Here is a 16,022-nt window from a genome sequence, read left to right as displayed (position 1 = left end):
CATCCCCGTCTTCGCCGCCGAACCCCGTCGAGAGGCGGGGTTTTTCGATTCCCTGACGGTTCCGGATCGTCCCCCATTCCGACCGGAGACGCCCTAAGCAGTCTTCGACGCTGGCAATTGCCGCGATTTCTGGAACGACGGTGTCCTGAGGCGGTTCATGCAGGATCGGCCAGGACAGGAGTTCGGCGGCGCATGGTTTCGTCCCTGACAGCACAGTTTCGCAGGCTTGGCCTGCTGGGCCTGGGGCTCGCGGCCGGGTTCGCCGGGGTGACGGGCGCCCAGGCGCAGGTCGGCGGCTATGGCCAGGCCGCGCCCTATGGTGCTGTTCCCTATGGGTACGCGGACAGCTACGCCGGACCGTTGCTGCATGGCGACTATATCGGCGCGCCCCTCACCCGCGTCCCCCGCCCGACCGAGCTGGTCCCGAGCGCCTGGGGCTACGGCACCTACGGCGTCCCGACCGTCGCGGGCATCCGCAGCGCACCCGTCGGCACCCCCACGGTCTACGTCATCGACGCCCCCCGCGCCGCCGCCCGTGCGCCGAGGCCGGCGCGTCCGCGCATCCTGTCCCGCGCGCGCGACGGGCGCTGGTCCCCGGTGTCGGAAACCCGCGCCGCGCCGGCCGGCGCGGAGCAGGCGGGCGCCGCCCGCGTGATCACGGTCGGCGTTCAGCAGCATCAGGCCCGTCTGCGCTGACGGGGCCTTCGCTGACGGGGTCCTGCTCCGACGGAGCGCAAGTTCCGCGGCGTTCCGTCATGTCTTGAGAACCCTTTAATCTGTTTGTGTCAGTATCGCCCGAACCAAGATGAAGGTGGTCGGGCCGCGCCATGCATATCGTTCTCGTCGACACCAGCCGGGTTGTCCTCAAGATGATCGCGGCCCTGCTCGAACCGAACGGTCACACGGTGACGGCGTTCACCGATTCGTCCGAGGCGCTCGCCTACGTCGAGACCACGTCCTCGGTCCGGGTGCTGATCACCAGCCTCGAAGTCCGGCCCCTCGGCGGCCTGGAACTGTGCTGGTCGGCCCGTCTGCTCGCCGAGGCCAACCGTCCACTCTACGTCATCACCATGTCGTCGGCGCGCAATGCCCGGAACCTCGCCGAGGCCCTCGACAGCGGCGCCGACGATTTCATCGAGAAGCCGCCGGGCCCGGAGGAATTGCATGCCCGCCTGCGGGCCGCCGAGCGCCTCACCACGATGCAGGGCGAGCTGATCCGCCTCGCCGAGACCGACTCCCTGACGGGACTGCTCAACCGCCGCGCCTTTCTCCAGAAGTCCCGGGACGCCGCCGAGCGCGTCGGCAATCACGGCCGGATGTCGGCGATCCTTCTCGACATCGACCATTTCAAGCGCATCAACGACGAGTACGGCCACGATGTCGGCGACGCCGCGATCCAGGCGGTCTGCCGGGAACTCGCCATCGAGGGCATTGTCGGTCGCCTCGGGGGCGAGGAGTTCGGCATCGTGCTGCCGCATCGCGCCGCGCCGGAGGCCGAGGCCACGGCCACCCGCCTCCGCCGCGCCATGGAGGCCCTGCGCATCCGCGGCGGCCGCGTTCCCATCCGCCTGACCTGCAGCTTCGGCGTCAGCGAATGGAGCGATGGAGACACCGTCGAGGGCCTGCTCAAGCGCGCCGACATCGCCCTCTACGAGGCCAAGACCACCGGCCGCAACCGCGTGGTGAGCGCCGCCTCCGACCTCGTCCTGGCGCGCGCGGGCTGAGCCGGGCCGTGGCGTTCCGGGCCGGCATTCACCGCATCGGCCCTGGTGTACCGTTGCGGTACACCGGTCTTCGAATCGGACGACAAGTCGGGTGACAGGTCTCGCCGAAATCGGATGCGTCTAGGCGGCGCCTTCCCGAGTCTTGGCGAATTCGGCCGGAGTCTTGATGAATAGAGCCCTGGAACGAAACTTGATCTGATCCTCCCCGGGAACCACGCGGTGTATCACTGCGGGACAAGCAGGGGATCAAGGGGTTATGAACCAAGCCGTCGGAGTTCTGATCGTCGACGAGCCGCGCGAACTCGAGACGACCTTCCGCGCGGTGCTGGAGCACGAGCCGCGCCTTCAGACCGTGAGCGAGGCGGACCTGACCCGTGGACAGGGCGCGCCGGCGCGCAGCGTCGCCCTGGTCTTCGTCGGCTCGGAACCGGGCGCGGCCATCCTCTCGCGGATCGCGATGCTCAAGGGCCGGCAGCCGGGCCTGACCGTCCTGGTGGCCTTCGAGTCCCTGCGGGCTGACCTGCTGGGCCGTCTGGTCCAGGCCGGCGCCGATGCCTTCGTGGCCCGCAGCGCCACGCCGCGCGACGTCTGCCACGCCATCCTGGCCCTCGCGGCGAGCCCCGTGACCCCGCCCTCCGCCTCGGAGGAGGCCGCGGGCGAGGGCGCCTCCGTCATCGACGGCCTGACCCCGCGCGAGGCCGAGATCCTGCGCTTCCTCAGCGCGGGCTTCAGCAACAAGGAGGTGGCCCGACGGCTGAACCTCAGCGTGCGCACGGTGGAGACCCATCGGCTCAACCTGCGGCGCAAGACCCAGACGGGCCGCCTCAAGGACCTCGTGTCCCTGGCGCGCCAGCTCGGATTGGCGCCCGTGGTCGATGCCGAGACGATCCGGCAGGAATCGAGCCTGCGCGTCCGCGTGCCCCGCGTCTCGGAGAAGGAACAGCTGGCCCGGCTCTGAGCCGGGCCGGGCAGGGACCGTGTCCGTCCCCGGCGGCCTCAGGCGGGCGTGAGACTCTCGTTGACCGCCGAGAGGGGACGCTTGGGCTTCTGCGACACGTCGCCGTCGCGCATGGCCTCCTCGAGGGGCTCCGGACCTTTGCGCAGCAGCTTGGCGAGGTAGTAGCTGCCGAACCCGAAGATGAAGGCGTAGGCGATCAGGAAGGCCACGAGGGAGGTCGTCACCGCGTTGACCGTCAGGGGTGAGTGCGCGTCCGCCGTGCGAAGCTGCCCGTAGACGATGTAGGGCTGGCGCCCGATTTCGGCGGTGAACCAGCCGAACAGCACGGCGCCGAAGCCGGACGGCGTCATCAGCATGGCCGCGTTGAGGAACCAGCGGTTCGTGTAGAGCGTGCCGCGTCGGCGAAGGTAGAGGCTCCACAGGCTCAGGGCCAGCATCGCCATGCCGATCGCCACCATGATGCGGAAGGCATAGAACACCGGCCAGACCGGCGGCCGCTGGTCGCGCGGCACGTCCTTCAGGCCCGGCACGACGCCCGAGAAGTCATGGGTGAGGATGAGGCTGCCCAGGCGCGGGATGCCGATCTCGAAATCGTTCTTCTCCGCCTGCATGTTGGGAATGGCGAAGAGCAGCAGGGGCATGTTGTCCTGCCGGTCCCAGTTGGCCTCGATCGCCGCGAGCTTGGTCGGCTGCAGCTTGAGCACGGCGAGGCCGTGGCTGTCCCCGACGAAGATCTGGATCGGCGTGAAGATCACCGCGAACCACAGGGCCATGGACAGCGAGAGCCGGGCGCCCGCCACCTTCTCGGCCGGCTCCTTGCGGGCGCGCAGGATCATCCAGGCCGACATGCCCGCCACCGCGAAGGCCGTGGTGAGGAAGCAGCCCAGCACCATGTGGGCGTAGCGGATCGGGAAGGACGGGTTGAAGATCACCTTCCACCAGTCGGTGGCGATGGCCCGCCCGTTCTCGACCGTGAAGCCGTCCGGTGTCTGCATCCAGGAATTGGCGGACAGGATCCAGAAGGCCGAGATCAGGGTGCCGATCGCGACCATGCAGGTCGAGACGAAGTGCAGCCGGTCGCCGACCCGCTCCCAGCCGAACAGCATGATCCCGAGGAAGCCCGCCTCCAGGAAGAAGGCCGTGATGACCTCGTACTGGATCAGCGGCCCGAGCACGTTGCCGGTGAAGTCGGAGTAGCGCGACCAGTTGGTGCCGAGCTGGTAGCTCATCACGATGCCGGACACGACGCCGAGGCCGAACGAGACCGCGAACACCTTGACCCAGAACCGGTAGAGGTTCCGGTACATCGGGTTGCCCGTCCAGAGCCACTGTGCCTCCAGCCGCGCGAGGAAGCTCGCCAGCCCGATGGTGAAGGCCGGGAAGATGATGTGGAAGGCCATGGTGAAGCCGAACTGGATGCGCGAGAGGAACAGCGCGTCGACGTCCATGGCGAACCCTCGTGCGAATCGGGCGTCCCCGAGTCAGGAAACCCTGGAACAGCTATAGCGTGAAGCGACCGGAGCGACATCCGGTTCGCGCGGGCTGACGGGGGCGCACCGTCGTTTCGCCGGTCGGTGAATCAGCGCCGTGGCAGCAGGCGGCGCGGGGCGCGGGCCAGGGTGGCGACCCCGAACAGGCCGAGGGCCACCACGCCCGTCAGCCCCGCGACCAGGAGGTCGCGGTCGCGGCTCGTCCAGTAGGCGCTGCGCGTGGCCTTGGTCCGGTCCGAGAAGCGCCCGTCGATGCCGACAGCGCCGGGGATCGGCGCGAACAGGTTGCCGGCTTTGTCGGGGGCGGCCTCGTCGGTGACCTGGGCCGACCACATCGTGGCGGCCTTCGCGTCGGCGTAGCCCGGCATCAGCGCCTGGGCGGCGGCCATCATCACCGTGCTGTGGCCGACCCAGACCTCGCGGCTCGGTTTTACGGCCGTGGCGACGATGGCCTCTGCGCAGAGGCGCGGATCGTAGACCGGATCGGGGGCGTACTGCCCGTGGCCGGTGCGGTTGCGGGCCCAGTCGAATTGCGGGGTGTTGACGGCCGGCAGGTAGACCACGCTGAGGGACACGTCCACGTGATCGTGGATCAACTCCGAGCGCAGGGCGTCGGTGAAGCCCGAGACCGCGAACTTCGCCGCGCAATAGGGCGCCTGGAGCGGGGCCGCGCGGATGCCGAGGCCCGACGAGACCTGGATGATGGCGCCGCGGTTGCGCGGCTTCATGTGGCGCAGGGCTGCCAGCGTGCCGTAGACTTGGCTGAGATAGGTCGTCTCGGTGACGCGCCGGTACTCCTCGGGCGTGATCCGGTCGGCGGGGTTCACGATGGTCGCCATGGCGTTGTTGACCCAGGCCCGGATCGGCCCGAGCTCCCGCTCGATCCGCGCGGCGGCGGCATCGACCGCCTCCGCGTCCGTGACGTCGGCCGAGATCCCCAGGACGGGACGGCCGTAGGCGATGAGATCCGCCTCGGCGTCGCGCAGGCGCTCGGCATCGCGGGCGATCACCGCCACGGCCCACCCCCGTCGGGCGAAGAGATGGGCGGTGGCGAGCCCGATTCCGGCGGTTCCGCCGGTGACGACCGCGACCTTGAGCATGATTCTGGTATTCCTTGACCGGGCGACAGCCTGCGGCAACGGCTCACCGGCGCAGCTGTTGCCCGGCGGCCCGCGTGCCCAAACGACACGGGGCCGGCCCCTTCGCGGCAGGCCGCGCCTCGGGCCAAATCCGGGTGATCTCCTCGGGATGGTGGATTTGGGCTTCGCTCAGCCCGCGCGGCCTTCCTCCGCCACCGGCTTTTTCGCCCTGGCCTTCCGCGACGGCGCCGCCTTGGCGGTGGCCCCCCGAGCCTTCGCGGCCCCGGACGTGCCCGCCCGCGCGGGCCGCTGGCGCGTCGCCTTCCGCTTGGCGGAGCGTTTCGCGTCGGCCGAAAGGTCGCGGCCCCGGCCGTCCTTCACCTCGGCCAGCCGCGCCTGGAGCAGGCCCAGCACGGCGGCCTCCTCGGGCCTCAGGCCCTCGAGGTCCTCGCGCAGCTCGTCCTCCACCGCGTCCTTGATCTGAAGCAGCAGGGCGCCCTCGAGGTAGCAGTCGAGCACCTGGGGGTGGATGTAGCATTTACGGCAGATGGTCGGCGTGTTGCCGAGACGCGCGGCGACGCCCTCGATGGCGGTGCGCAGGTTCTTCTTGGCCTTGGCCTCGCTGTCGAAAGCCTCGAATTCCTGGAGCGCCAGAGCCGCCAGCACCGTCCCGGCCCAGGTCCGGAAATCCTTGGCGGTGATGTCCTGGCCGGTGATCTCGCGCAGGTAGGCGTTCACGTCCGCCGAGGTCACGTCGCGCACGGCCCCCTCGGCGTCGCGATACTGGAACAGCTCCTGGCCCGGCAGGTCCTGGCAGGCCTTGACGATCCGGGCGACGCGCCGGTCCTTGAGGCCGAGGTCCCAGGTCTTGCCGCTCTTGCCCTTGAACCGGAAGGTGAGTTCCGAACCCTCGATCCGGGCGTGCCGGTCGCGCAGCGTCGTGAGGCCGAAACTCTTGTTGGTGCGGGCGTAATCGTCGTTCCCGACCCGGATCAGCGTGGTCTCCAGGAGATGGACCACGGTGGCCAGCACCTTTTCGCGGGGCAGGCCGGCCTTGCCCATGTCGGCGTCGACCCGGGCGCGGATGGCGGGGAGCGCGTCGGCGAAGGCCATCACGTGCTCGAACTTGGTGAGGTCGCGGGCGGCGCGGAAATCCGGGTGATAGCGGTACTGCTTGCGCCCCTTGGCGTCGCGCCCCGTCGCCTGGATGTGGCCGTTCGCGCGCGGGCAGATCCACACGTCGGTATAGGCCGGCGGGATGGCGAGCGAGCGGATGCGCGCCAGGGTCGTCTCCTCCCGCACCGGCCGGCCCCGGGCGTCGCGATAGGCGAAGCCGGTGCCGCGCTTGGCCCGCATCAGCCCCGGCATCGTGTCCTCGACGTAGCGCAGGCCCGCCTCCTCGGCCGCGTCGCGCGGATCGGCGACCGTGCCCTCTTCGTCGCGCTCGCCCGCCATGCCGCCCGATCCCTCGCCCGCCGATTCCGGTTCGCCGTCAACGGGTCCGCCGCATGCCCTGTTCCGGGCGCCAGCATGCTACATCCCGTCCGATGGATACCTCCGCTTCCGGCGCCCTGCCCCGGCACCTCGTCCTCCTGTGCCCCGATGGCGCGGCCTTCGCCGCGCGCTTCCTGCCCCTGGTCGCGGCGGCCCTGGAGCGCGGGCTCTCGGCCAGCGTGGTGACGCGGGTCACGGCGCACCGCGCCGTCATCGAGGCGGCGGGCGCCCGGGTGGTGCCGTTCGCGCTCGGAACCGCGCGCCTCAACCCGATGGCGGCGGGCTACGAGGCGGGCCAGCTCGCCGGCATCCTCAAGGCGCTGGAGGCCGGCCTCATCCATTGCCTCGGCCTGCGCGCCATCGTGGTCGGGGGCACCGCCGCCGCGATGTCGGGGGTCGGGGCGCGGATCTACCAGCCCGACGACCTCGCGGCCCTCGCGGCGCGTAACGATTCCGCCGGGCGCCTGTCGCGCCTCGCGCTGCGTCACGCGATCCGCGGACCGCTTGCCACCCGCAGGACGCGCTTCCTGTGCCAGAGCCCGGCCGACGCGGCGGCGCTGGATCTCGATCCCGCCGACACGGGATTGACGCTCGTGGGCCCGGACGGGCTCGGGGCCGCCGCCGGGACGCTCTACGCCGAGCTTTTCCGCGCATGACGGTCTTTCCGCCCATGACCGCGTCGGTCGATCCCCTCGCCTTCATCCGGGCCAACACCCGCCTGCGCCCGGTGCCGCACGCGCCCGAGATCGTCCTGCACGTGGCCGACGAGGCCACCGAGCTCTGGCAGAAGACCGAGGAGGAGCTTGAGGCGATCGGCCTGCCGCCGCCGTTCTGGGCCTTCGCCTGGGCCGGCGGGCAGGCGCTCGCCCGCTACGTCCTCGACCATTCCGAGATCGTGGCGGGGCACCGGGTGCTCGACTTCGCCTCCGGCTCCGGCCTCGTCGCCATCGCGGCGGCGAAGGCGGGGGCGGTCCACGTCACGGCGAGCGACCTCGACCCCTTCGCCATCCCGGCGATCGGCCTCAACGCGGCGGCCAACGGCGTCGCCGACCGGATCGCGGCGGTCTCGCGCGACCTCATCGACTCCGATCCCGGCAGCGCCGTGGTGCTCGCCGCCGACATCTTCTACGAGCGCGACCTCGCCGCCCGCGTCACCGCGTGGCTCTCGGGCCTGCACGCGCGCGGCGCCACGGTGCTGGTCGGCGATCCCGGCCGGTCCTACCTGCCCCGCGACCGCCTGACCGAATGCGCCACCTACACCGTGCCGGTGAGCCGCTCGCTGGAGGATGCGGAGATCAAGCGCAGCAGCGTCTGGCGCTTCAGGGGGTGAGCCTCAGATCCGGCCGCGGCGCTGCGCGTCGAGGCTCCACGGGCCGGCTCCGGCGGCGGCGAGGTAGAGGAAGAGGAAGCAGAACAGGATCGCGGCGTCGCCGCCGTTGAGCGCCGGGAACGGGCTCTTGGGATGGTGGGCGATGAAGTACGCGAACGCCATCTGGCCCGAGAGCAGGAAGGCCGCGGGGCGGGTGAACAGGCCGAGGACGATCAGCGTGCCGCCCACCAGTTCGAGGCACCCGGCGATCCCCGGCAGGGTCAGGAGATCGGGCGCGCCCCCGCCGCCCATGCGGGCGGGGAAGTCGAACAGCTTCTGCGTCCCGTGCTCCAGGAACAGCAGCCCGGCCATGATCCGCAGGATGCTGAGCAGGCGCGGGGCCCAGGTGGTCGTGAGGGCGGCGAGAGTCATGCGAAACGGGTCTCCGAGGGATGGGGCGCGGCCCCGAAGGCCGAGCCATACCGCGCCGCGCCGGGCGCGGCGCGCGGGTGGAACGGAAGGGATGGAGGGGTCGGCCCCTCACATCCCGTCGTCGAATTCGGGCGGGCCGAGCTTGCGCCAGGCCGCCGCGATGCGCTCCGGCTTCACGTCGAGGGCCTCGGCGCAGGCCAGCAGCGTCGCCTCGTCGCCCATGACGTGATCCAGGATGCCGGCCAGGAACCCGGGATCCTGGGCGCTGGCCCGCAGGGTGTCGGGAGTCACGCCGGTGGCGTTCAGGAAGGGGAACAGGCGCTCGTCGTCCGTGGCCATCCAGGCGAGTGCCGCCAGGGCGAGGCCCTCGGGCGAGTCGTCTCCACGATTGGGTTTGCCTTTCGTCAACATGTATCCGCTAAATCTCCTGTCGCGGGGCATGCGTCGAACGACATTGGGCCGTCCACGCACCGGGAACAACGGGCCATGAAGAAGACCGTGCTCATCGTTGAGGACAACGAACTCAATATGAAGCTCTTCAACGACCTGTTGGAGGGGCATGGCTACGCCACGTTGAAGACGGCCAACGGCATCGAGGCGATCGAGCTCGCCCGCACCCACCGGCCCGACCTGATCCTGATGGACATCCAGCTTCCCGAGGTCTCCGGCCTCGAGGTCACGAAGTGGCTCAAGGAGGACGACGACCTGAAGGGCATCCCGGTCATCGCCATCACGGCCTTCGCCATGAAGGGCGACGAGGAGCGCATCCGCGAGGGCGGCTGCGAGGCCTACCTGTCCAAGCCCATCTCGGTGGCGAAGTTCCTCGCCACCGTGCGCCAGTACCTCGGCGACAGCCGACCCGCCTGAGCATCGACCCTCGCACACCCCGTCACCCGACGCTTCTGAACACGACCCTGCGCGAGGAACGATGTCGGCCCGCATCCTGATCGTCGATGACCTCTTCCCGAACGTGAAGCTCCTGGAGACCAAGCTCTCCCTGGAATACTTCGACGTGCTCGCCGCCATGAACGGGCCCGATGCCCTGGCGATCTGCGAGAAGGGCCTGTGCGACCTCGTCCTCCTCGACGTGATGATGCCGGGCATGGACGGCTTCGAGGTCTGCCGCCGCCTGAAGAGCAACCCGGACACCGCCCACCTGCCGGTGGTGATGGTCACCGCCCTCGACCAGCCCTCCGACCGCCTGCGCGGCCTCGATGCGGGCGCCGACGACTTCCTCACCAAGCCCATCGACGACACGGCCCTGTTCACCCGCGTGCGCAGCCTCGTGCGCCTCAAGGCGGTGACGGACGAGCTGCGCTCCCGCGCCCTGGCCTCGCGGGGTTTCGGGATGGGCGATCCCCTGGCGCTCGCGGCCGCCGAGACCGGCCTCGACGCCGCGATCCTCCTCGTCGAGGACCGGCCGGGCTCGGCGGACCGCCTCGCGGCGGCCCTGGGCCAGCACCACGCCCTCACGGTCGAGCCCGACCCGCACAAGGCCCTGGTCCTGGCCACCGAGGGGGCGTTCGACCTCGCCCTCGTCAGCCTCGACCTCCAGGGCTTCGACGGCCTGCGGCTGTGCAGCCAGCTGCGCTCCCTCGACCGCACCCGGACCATGCCGGTGATGATGATCGCCGAGGCCCATGACCGGGCCCGCGTGATCCGGGGCCTCGATTTCGGCGTGCACGATTACCTGATGCGGCCCGTGGACCGGAACGAGCTGGTGGCCCGGGTGCGCACGCAGGTGCGCCGCCGCCGCTTCTCGGACACCCTGCGCGGCGCCGTCCAGGCCTCGATGGAGCTGGCGGTCACCGACGGCCTCACGGGCCTGCACAACCGGCGCTACCTCGACGGCCACCTCGCGGCCCTGTTCGACGAGGCCGCCCTGCGCAACCGCCCGGTGGCGGCCCTGATGCTCGACATCGACCGGTTCAAGACGATCAACGACACCTACGGGCACGAGGCCGGCGACGAGGTGCTGAAGGCCTTCGCCGAGCGCATCCGCACCCATACGCGCGGCATCGACATCGTCGCCCGCTACGGCGGCGAGGAGATCGTCATCATCCTCCCCGACGCCGAGGCCGAGGGCGCCCACGCCATCGCCGAGCGCATCCGCGAGCGGATCGAGGCCGTGCCCTTCGCGATCCAGCGCGACACCCGGACCGTGGTGGTCACCGTCTCCATCGGCGTCGCCTGGCGCCGCGCGGAGGATGCGGGCCCGGCCGACATGCTCAAGCGCGCCGACGTGGCGCTCTACCGGGCCAAGAGCACCGGCCGGAACCGGGTCGAGGCCGCCGCCGCCTGAGCCCGTCTTCCCTCGATCGAAGCGGAGACGGTCTCGCTCAGCCCACGCGGCGCCTGAGCGAAGACCCGATCCACCATCCCGAAGGGATCACCGGAAGATCGGTATGAGACGGCGGGCTCCGCCGCCCCGCGGACGCCGCGAAGGGCGCTTTACTGAAGCTGATGGCCCTTCTTGGCCATCTCGGCGCGCACCCGCACCATCACGTATTCCGAGACTTCCTGGGTCCAGTTCTGCATGGCCCCGACGATGTCGTCGAGCACCTGCGGCTGGGTCTCGACGTAGCGCTTGCCGGCGGGCGAGCGGAAGAACGCCGCGATCTCGGTCAGCTCGGCCTCGGACAGGCGGCTGGCGTAGATCCGCGCCGCGATGTCGATCATCGACTGCTTCTGCAGTTCCAGCTCCGGCTCCAGCCCCGCCAGCACGGCGTCGAGGTCCTTGGTCAGCTCCGGACGGGTCACGGCGTTCTGGCGGATGCGGTCGCTGAAGGCCGGAATGATCGAGTCGAACGAGCGGGCGATGCCCGAGCTCAGCATCACTTCGCGGGCGAGCGCCAGGTGGTTGGCCGTGTAGGCCGGGCTCTGCGCGGCGGGGGTGCTCGGCGCGGGCGCGGCCGCCTTGGTGCCGGCCTTGGGCGCGGGCGGCTTCTGGCCCGGTGCCGGGCTCGGCGCCTGGGCCAGGGCGGCGGGCGCGGTGCCCGCGAGGACGAGGGCCGCCAGGACGGCGAGGCGGCGGGACGCGATTCTACGGGACGCGATTCTACGGGACATGGCGGACGCTCCGGAGGATTCGGCGGGACGGGTGGGAGGATTGGATGATGGCGGGCGTTGGCCTCAGACGATCCCGAGCCGGGTCACCACCGCCCGTCCGTCCCGCGCCTCGGCCAGGATGGCGCCGGTGGCGAGGCCGAGGAACAGGCCGTGCTCGACCACCCCCGGCACCGCCCAGAGGGCGGCCGAGAGGGCTTCGGGAGCGGGAATGCGCCCGAGGCGGGCATCGAGGATGTGGTGGCCGCCATCGGTGACGAAGGGCACGCCGTCCCGTGCGCGCAGCACGAGTTCGCCCGCGCAGCCGCTCGCCCGCAGGGCGGCCTCCACGGCGCGCCGGGTGGCGCCGAGGCCGAAGGCGTTGACCTCGATCGGCAGCGGGAAGGCCCCGAGGGTGTCCACCCGCTTGGCGCCGTCCGCGATCACCACCATGCGATGGCTGGCGAAGGCCACGATCTTCTCGCGCAGCAGCGCGCCGCCGCCGCCCTTCACGAGGCGCATCGCGCCGTCGATCTCGTCGGCGCCGTCGATGGTGAGGTCGAGTTCGGGCATCGCCTCCAGCGTCGCGAGGCGGATGCCGGCGGCCTCCGCGGCGACCCGCGTCGCTTCCGAAGTCGGCACGCCGACCACGTCGAGGCCGGCGCGCACCCGCGCGCCGAGCAGTTCGACGAAGACGTTGGCGGTGGAGCCGGTGCCGATCCCGAGGCGCATGCCGGGCGTGACGAGGTCCACGGCGACCTCCGCCGCGGCGCGGCGCAGATCCGGCCCGCTCACGCCTGGGCTCCTGGGGTCGGGACGGGGCGGGCGCATGGCATGGGAAGGCTCGGGCGAGAGGCGAAGGGGCGGTGACGAAGGCGCGACTGCGTTCGCCGTGCCCCTACCACGCCGGGCCGGCCCGTCCAACGCGTCGCGGCGGGCGGTCGCGCGCGGGGACCGCGCTCAGGGCCGTCCGCCCTGGGGCGGCGTGGCGCTGGGGACCGCGCGGCCGGGGGCCGGGCCGGCGGCGGCCTCCTCGGCGCCCGGACCGGCCGGGTTCGCCTGGGCGGTGCAGACCACGGCCTCCCGCTGGAGCTGCACGTAGCAGATGCTCATCTCGCCCGTGCGGTAATTGACCCGGAACACGCCCGCCTCGCGGGTGTGGCGCGAGGCGACGAGGCCGTATTCGGAGGGCGCCTGCGCGCTCGCGCCCTCGCCCGCGCCGTAGCAGACGGTGAGCCCGACGCTGCCCACCGCGCCCTCGCGCAAGCCGTACTGGCAGGAGGTGACCTCGCCCGTCACCTTGTCGACCCGGTAGACCCGGTTGAGGTCGATCTGGGGCGCCGGCACGAACTCGAAGGAGGCGGCGGCGGCCGGCGTGCCGAGCACCGCGAGGAGGCCGGCGGCCCCCAGGGCGGCGCGGGTCGCGGGGGAGACAAACGAGCGCAGGGTCGGACGCATCTGGGGCCTTCGTTCAGTGCTGAGCTTCGCGCGACGACGGGAATTCGGAGGATCCGGGGCAGCGCTAACGCCGCCTTGCGGCGCAACCATGGCCCGCGCACCGGCTCGGGCCCTCCGGAAAGTCGGTCGGAACCCACACGCGTCCCCGCCCGCGCGGTGAACCCGCTGGCGTCGTTCCGCCAACATGCTAACGGGATGAGTCATGTTCGACGCCGTCGCCACCCTGAACGACATCCTCCAGAACCTCGACCGCGACGCCCGAGAGGCGACGCGGTTGCGGGCCGTGCTGGTTCCGGAACTGCGGCGCGTCATCGAACTCGGGCGCGCCGACGCCGAAGCGCGGCTCCTGGAGGAGCGTGACGGCATCGCCTGCGCCCGACGCTTGAGCCAGCTCACCGACGCGGTGATCCGCACCATCCACGACGCGGTCGTGTGGCGCCTCTACCCGAACGACAACCCCTCCACCGGCGAGCAGCTCGCGGTGGTGGCGACCGGCGGCTACGGCCGGGGCACGATGGCGCCGGGCTCGGACATCGATCTCCTGTTCCTGCTGCCCTACAAGCAGACCGCCTGGTCCGAGAGCGTCGTCGAGGCGATGCTCTACGTGCTCTGGGACCTCAAGATGAAGGTCGGCCACGCCACCCGCTCGGTAGAGGAATGCCTGCGCGAGGGCCGCGCCGACATGACCATCCGCACCTCGCTGCTGGAGGCGCGCTACCTGTTCGGCACCCGCGCGCTGTTCGAGGAACTCGTCACCCGCTTCGATACCGAACTCGTGATGTGGACCGCCCCCGAATTCGTCGAGGCCAAGCTGCGCGAGCGCGACGGCCGGGTCTCGAAGGCGGGGGCCTCGCGCTACCTCGTCGAGCCCAACGTCAAGGACGGCAAGGGGGGGCTGCGCGACCTCAACACCCTGTTCTGGATCGCCAAGTACACCTACCGGGTGCGCGACCAGAGCGAGCTCGTGGCCGCCGGCCTGTTCACCCCGGAGGAGTACCGGGTGTTCGAGCGCTGCGACGAGCTGCTCTGGCGGGTGCGCTGCCACATGCACTTCGTCACCGGCCGGGCCGAGGAGCGCCTCTCCTTCGGCCTGCAGCCGCGCATCGCCGAGCGCTTCGGCTACGAGCCGCGCGGCGGCCTGTCCGGCGTCGAGCGCTTCATGAAGGCGTATTTCCTCATCGCCAAGGAGGTCGGCGACCTCACCGCCATCGTCTGCGCGGCGCTGGAGGCGCGCCACGCCAAGCGCACGCCGGTGCTCGACCGCTGGATCGGCCGGTTCCGCGACCGCTTCCGCGCCACCGCCATCGAGGCGGAGGATTTCGTCGACGATCACGGCCGGATCAACCTGCGCGACACCGACGCCTTCAGCCGCGATCCGGTCAACCTGATCCGGCTGTTCTGGCTCGCCGACCGGCACAACCTGCCGATACACCCGGACGCGACCCGGATGGCCAACCGCTCCTTGCGCCTCATCGGCCATTCCCTGCGGGCGGACGAGGAGGCCAACCGGCTCTTCCTCGACATCCTGACCTCGAAGAACTCGCCCGAGACCACCCTGCGGCTGATGAACGAGGCCGGCGTGCTCGGCCGCTTCATCCCGGATTTCGGCCGCATCGTCGCGATGATGCAGTTCAACATGTACCACCACTTCACGGTGGACGAGCACCTGCTGCGTGCCATTGGGGTGCTCTCGGCCATCGAATCCGGGCGCACGGAGGAGGAGCATCCCCTCGCCACCCGGCTCATCGACACGATCAGCCACCGGCGCGCGCTCTACGTCACGGTGCTCCTGCACGACATCGCCAAGGGCCGCCCGGAGGACCATTCCATCGCGGGCGCGGCGATCGCCGAGAAGCTCGGGCCGCGCTTCGGCCTGACGGCCGCCGAGACCGAGCTGATGGCCTGGCTGGTGGAGCACCACCTGCTGATGTCGATGACGGCCCAGAGCCGCGACCTCTCGGACCCCAAGACCATCGAGAAGTTCGCCGGCGTGGTCCAGAGCCTGGAGCGGCTGAAGCTCCTCACCATCCTGACGGTGGCCGACATCAAGGCCGTGGGCCCCGGCGTCTGGACCGCCTGGAAGGGCACGCTGATCCGCACCCTCTACGACGAGACCGAGGTGGTGCTCTCGGGCGGCCATTCCGAGATCGCCCGCACCGACCGGGTGCGCCTGATCCAGATGGCCCTGCGCGAGCAGCTCACGGGCTGGGAATCGGAGGTCTTCGACGCCTATGCGAGCCGCCACAACCAAGCCTACTGGCTCAAGGTCGACACCACGCGCCAGTTCAAGCACGCGGGCTTCATCAAGGCGCTGACGGCGGAGGGCCGGACGGTGGCCACCGCCGCCGAGACCGACCCCGTGCGCGGCGTCACCGAACTGACGATCTACTCGCCCGACCATCCGCGCCTGCTCGCCATCGTCACCGGGGCCTGCGCGGCCTCGGGCGGCAACATCGTCGACGCGCAGATCTTCACCACCACCGACGGTTTCGCCCTCGACTCGATCTTCGTCTCCCGCGCCTTCGAGCGGGACGAGGACGAATTGCGCCGGGCGGCCCGCATCACCGGCGCCATCGAGAAGGCCCTGCGCGGCGAGATCCGCATCGCCGACCTCGTGGCCGACAAGCACCCGCCGAGCGCGCGCGCGCCGACCTTCCTGGTGCCGCCCGACATGGCGATCGACAACGCCCTGTCGAGCCGCGAGACCGTGATCGAGATCACCGGCCTCGACCGTCCCGGCCTGCTCTACGAACTGACCACGGCCCTGAGCCGGCTCAGCCTCAACATCACCTCGGCCCATGTGGCGACCTTCGGCGAGCGGGCGGTGGACGTGTTCTACGTGACCGACCTCACCGGCACCCGGGTGACGCAGCCCGACCGCCAGGTGGCGATTCGTTCGGCCGTGATGGAGGTCTTCGCCAGCGACGTCGCGGCCCTGCGCGCCGAGGGACTCGACGCGCTGATCGACTCGCCCCCGCCCCGGGAAGCGTGACCCGGCGCTGGGGCGCGCTTGATTTCGCGGCGGCGTCGCCT

16 protein-coding genes are annotated in these 16,022 nt (G+C 71.0%); 8 read left to right on the top strand and 8 right to left on the bottom strand.

Annotated elements, in window-relative coordinates:
• Positions 1–192: 192 nt before the first annotated feature.
• The 3 genes from MKK54_RS07605 to MKK54_RS07595 all read left to right on the top strand — a co-directional run bounded on the left by MKK54_RS07605 (position 193) and on the right by MKK54_RS07595 (position 2,682).
• A complete protein-coding gene (locus tag MKK54_RS07605; RefSeq protein ID WP_244010188.1) occupies positions 193–696 on the top strand; it encodes a hypothetical protein in 504 nt (167 codons plus the stop codon).
• Positions 697–827: 131 nt separating this feature from the next.
• Positions 828–1,724, top strand: coding sequence for a diguanylate cyclase domain-containing protein (locus MKK54_RS07600; protein ID WP_244010187.1), 897 nt, complete (start codon positions 828–830; stop codon positions 1,722–1,724).
• A gap of 256 nt (positions 1,725–1,980) precedes the next feature.
• A complete protein-coding gene (locus MKK54_RS07595) occupies positions 1,981–2,682 on the top strand; it encodes a response regulator transcription factor (protein WP_244010186.1) in 702 nt (233 codons plus the stop codon).
• 38 nt (positions 2,683–2,720) lie between these two features.
• On the opposite strand, the gene MKK54_RS07590 is transcribed toward MKK54_RS07595, so the two are convergent.
• From MKK54_RS07590 to MKK54_RS07580, 3 genes are all read right to left on the bottom strand, one after another.
• A complete protein-coding gene (locus MKK54_RS07590; protein ID WP_244010185.1) occupies positions 2,721–4,130 on the bottom strand; it encodes a cytochrome ubiquinol oxidase subunit I in 1,410 nt (469 codons plus the stop codon).
• Between the two features lie 131 nt (positions 4,131–4,261).
• On the bottom strand, positions 4,262–5,272 hold the full coding sequence (locus MKK54_RS07585; protein WP_244010184.1) for an SDR family oxidoreductase: 1,011 nt from the start codon (positions 5,270–5,272) through the stop codon (positions 4,262–4,264).
• A gap of 168 nt (positions 5,273–5,440) precedes the next feature.
• Positions 5,441–6,706, bottom strand: a complete 1,266-nt coding sequence (locus MKK54_RS07580) for a DNA topoisomerase IB (protein WP_244010183.1) — start codon at positions 6,704–6,706, stop codon at positions 5,441–5,443.
• A gap of 92 nt (positions 6,707–6,798) precedes the next feature.
• Here MKK54_RS07580 and MKK54_RS07575 point away from each other — a divergent pair, with 92 nt between their 5' ends.
• Positions 6,799–7,401: a hypothetical protein gene (locus MKK54_RS07575; protein WP_244010182.1), complete on the top strand. Its 603-nt coding sequence runs from the start codon at positions 6,799–6,801 to the stop codon at positions 7,399–7,401.
• A 14-nt stretch (positions 7,402–7,415) separates the two neighbouring features.
• Positions 7,416–8,075, top strand: a complete 660-nt coding sequence (locus MKK54_RS07570) for a class I SAM-dependent methyltransferase (protein WP_244010329.1) — start codon at positions 7,416–7,418, stop codon at positions 8,073–8,075.
• Between the two features lie 3 nt (positions 8,076–8,078).
• Here the strand turns inward: MKK54_RS07570 and MKK54_RS07565 are convergent, their stop codons facing one another.
• Together MKK54_RS07565 and MKK54_RS07560 are read right to left on the bottom strand one after the other, a co-directional pair.
• Positions 8,079–8,486 (bottom strand): DoxX family protein, encoded by a 408-nt coding sequence (locus MKK54_RS07565; protein ID WP_244010181.1) that lies wholly within the window; start codon positions 8,484–8,486, stop codon positions 8,079–8,081.
• A 108-nt stretch (positions 8,487–8,594) separates the two neighbouring features.
• Positions 8,595–8,897 carry a DUF3572 domain-containing protein gene (locus MKK54_RS07560; protein WP_244010180.1) on the bottom strand — a complete coding sequence of 101 codons (303 nt, stop codon included), beginning with the start codon at positions 8,895–8,897 and terminating at the stop codon, positions 8,595–8,597.
• A gap of 75 nt (positions 8,898–8,972) precedes the next feature.
• On the opposite strand from MKK54_RS07560, the gene MKK54_RS07555 reads away from it, so the two are divergent.
• Both MKK54_RS07555 and MKK54_RS07550 read left to right on the top strand, forming a co-directional pair.
• Positions 8,973–9,353, top strand: a complete 381-nt coding sequence (locus MKK54_RS07555; protein WP_244010179.1) for a response regulator — start codon at positions 8,973–8,975, stop codon at positions 9,351–9,353.
• 61 nt (positions 9,354–9,414) lie between these two features.
• Positions 9,415–10,788, top strand: a complete 1,374-nt coding sequence (locus MKK54_RS07550; RefSeq protein WP_244010178.1) for a PleD family two-component system response regulator — start codon at positions 9,415–9,417, stop codon at positions 10,786–10,788.
• Between the two features lie 149 nt (positions 10,789–10,937).
• On the opposite strand, the gene MKK54_RS07545 is transcribed toward MKK54_RS07550, so the two are convergent.
• From MKK54_RS07545 to MKK54_RS07535, 3 genes are all read right to left on the bottom strand, one after another.
• Positions 10,938–11,555, bottom strand: a complete 618-nt coding sequence (locus tag MKK54_RS07545) for a DUF2059 domain-containing protein (RefSeq protein WP_244010177.1) — start codon at positions 11,553–11,555, stop codon at positions 10,938–10,940.
• A 63-nt stretch (positions 11,556–11,618) separates the two neighbouring features.
• Complete coding sequence (rpiA, locus tag MKK54_RS07540) at positions 11,619–12,326, bottom strand: ribose-5-phosphate isomerase RpiA (protein ID WP_244010176.1); 708 nt, start codon at positions 12,324–12,326, stop codon at positions 11,619–11,621.
• 165 nt (positions 12,327–12,491) lie between these two features.
• On the bottom strand, positions 12,492–12,989 hold the full coding sequence (locus tag MKK54_RS07535; RefSeq protein ID WP_244010175.1) for a hypothetical protein: 498 nt from the start codon (positions 12,987–12,989) through the stop codon (positions 12,492–12,494).
• Between the two features lie 202 nt (positions 12,990–13,191).
• On the opposite strand from MKK54_RS07535, the gene MKK54_RS07530 reads away from it, so the two are divergent.
• The gene (locus tag MKK54_RS07530) at positions 13,192–15,981 is read left to right on the top strand and encodes a [protein-PII] uridylyltransferase (protein ID WP_244010174.1); all 2,790 of its coding nucleotides are present in this window, start codon (positions 13,192–13,194) and stop codon (positions 15,979–15,981) included.
• The last annotated feature ends 41 nt before the right edge of the window (positions 15,982–16,022 follow it).

The organism is Methylobacterium sp. J-068 (genome assembly GCF_022829445.1).
GTDB lineage: Bacteria > Pseudomonadota > Alphaproteobacteria > Rhizobiales > Beijerinckiaceae > Methylobacterium.
Note: the sequence above shows the minus strand (reverse complement) of the source record. Positions and strands in the feature narration are given on the sequence as shown.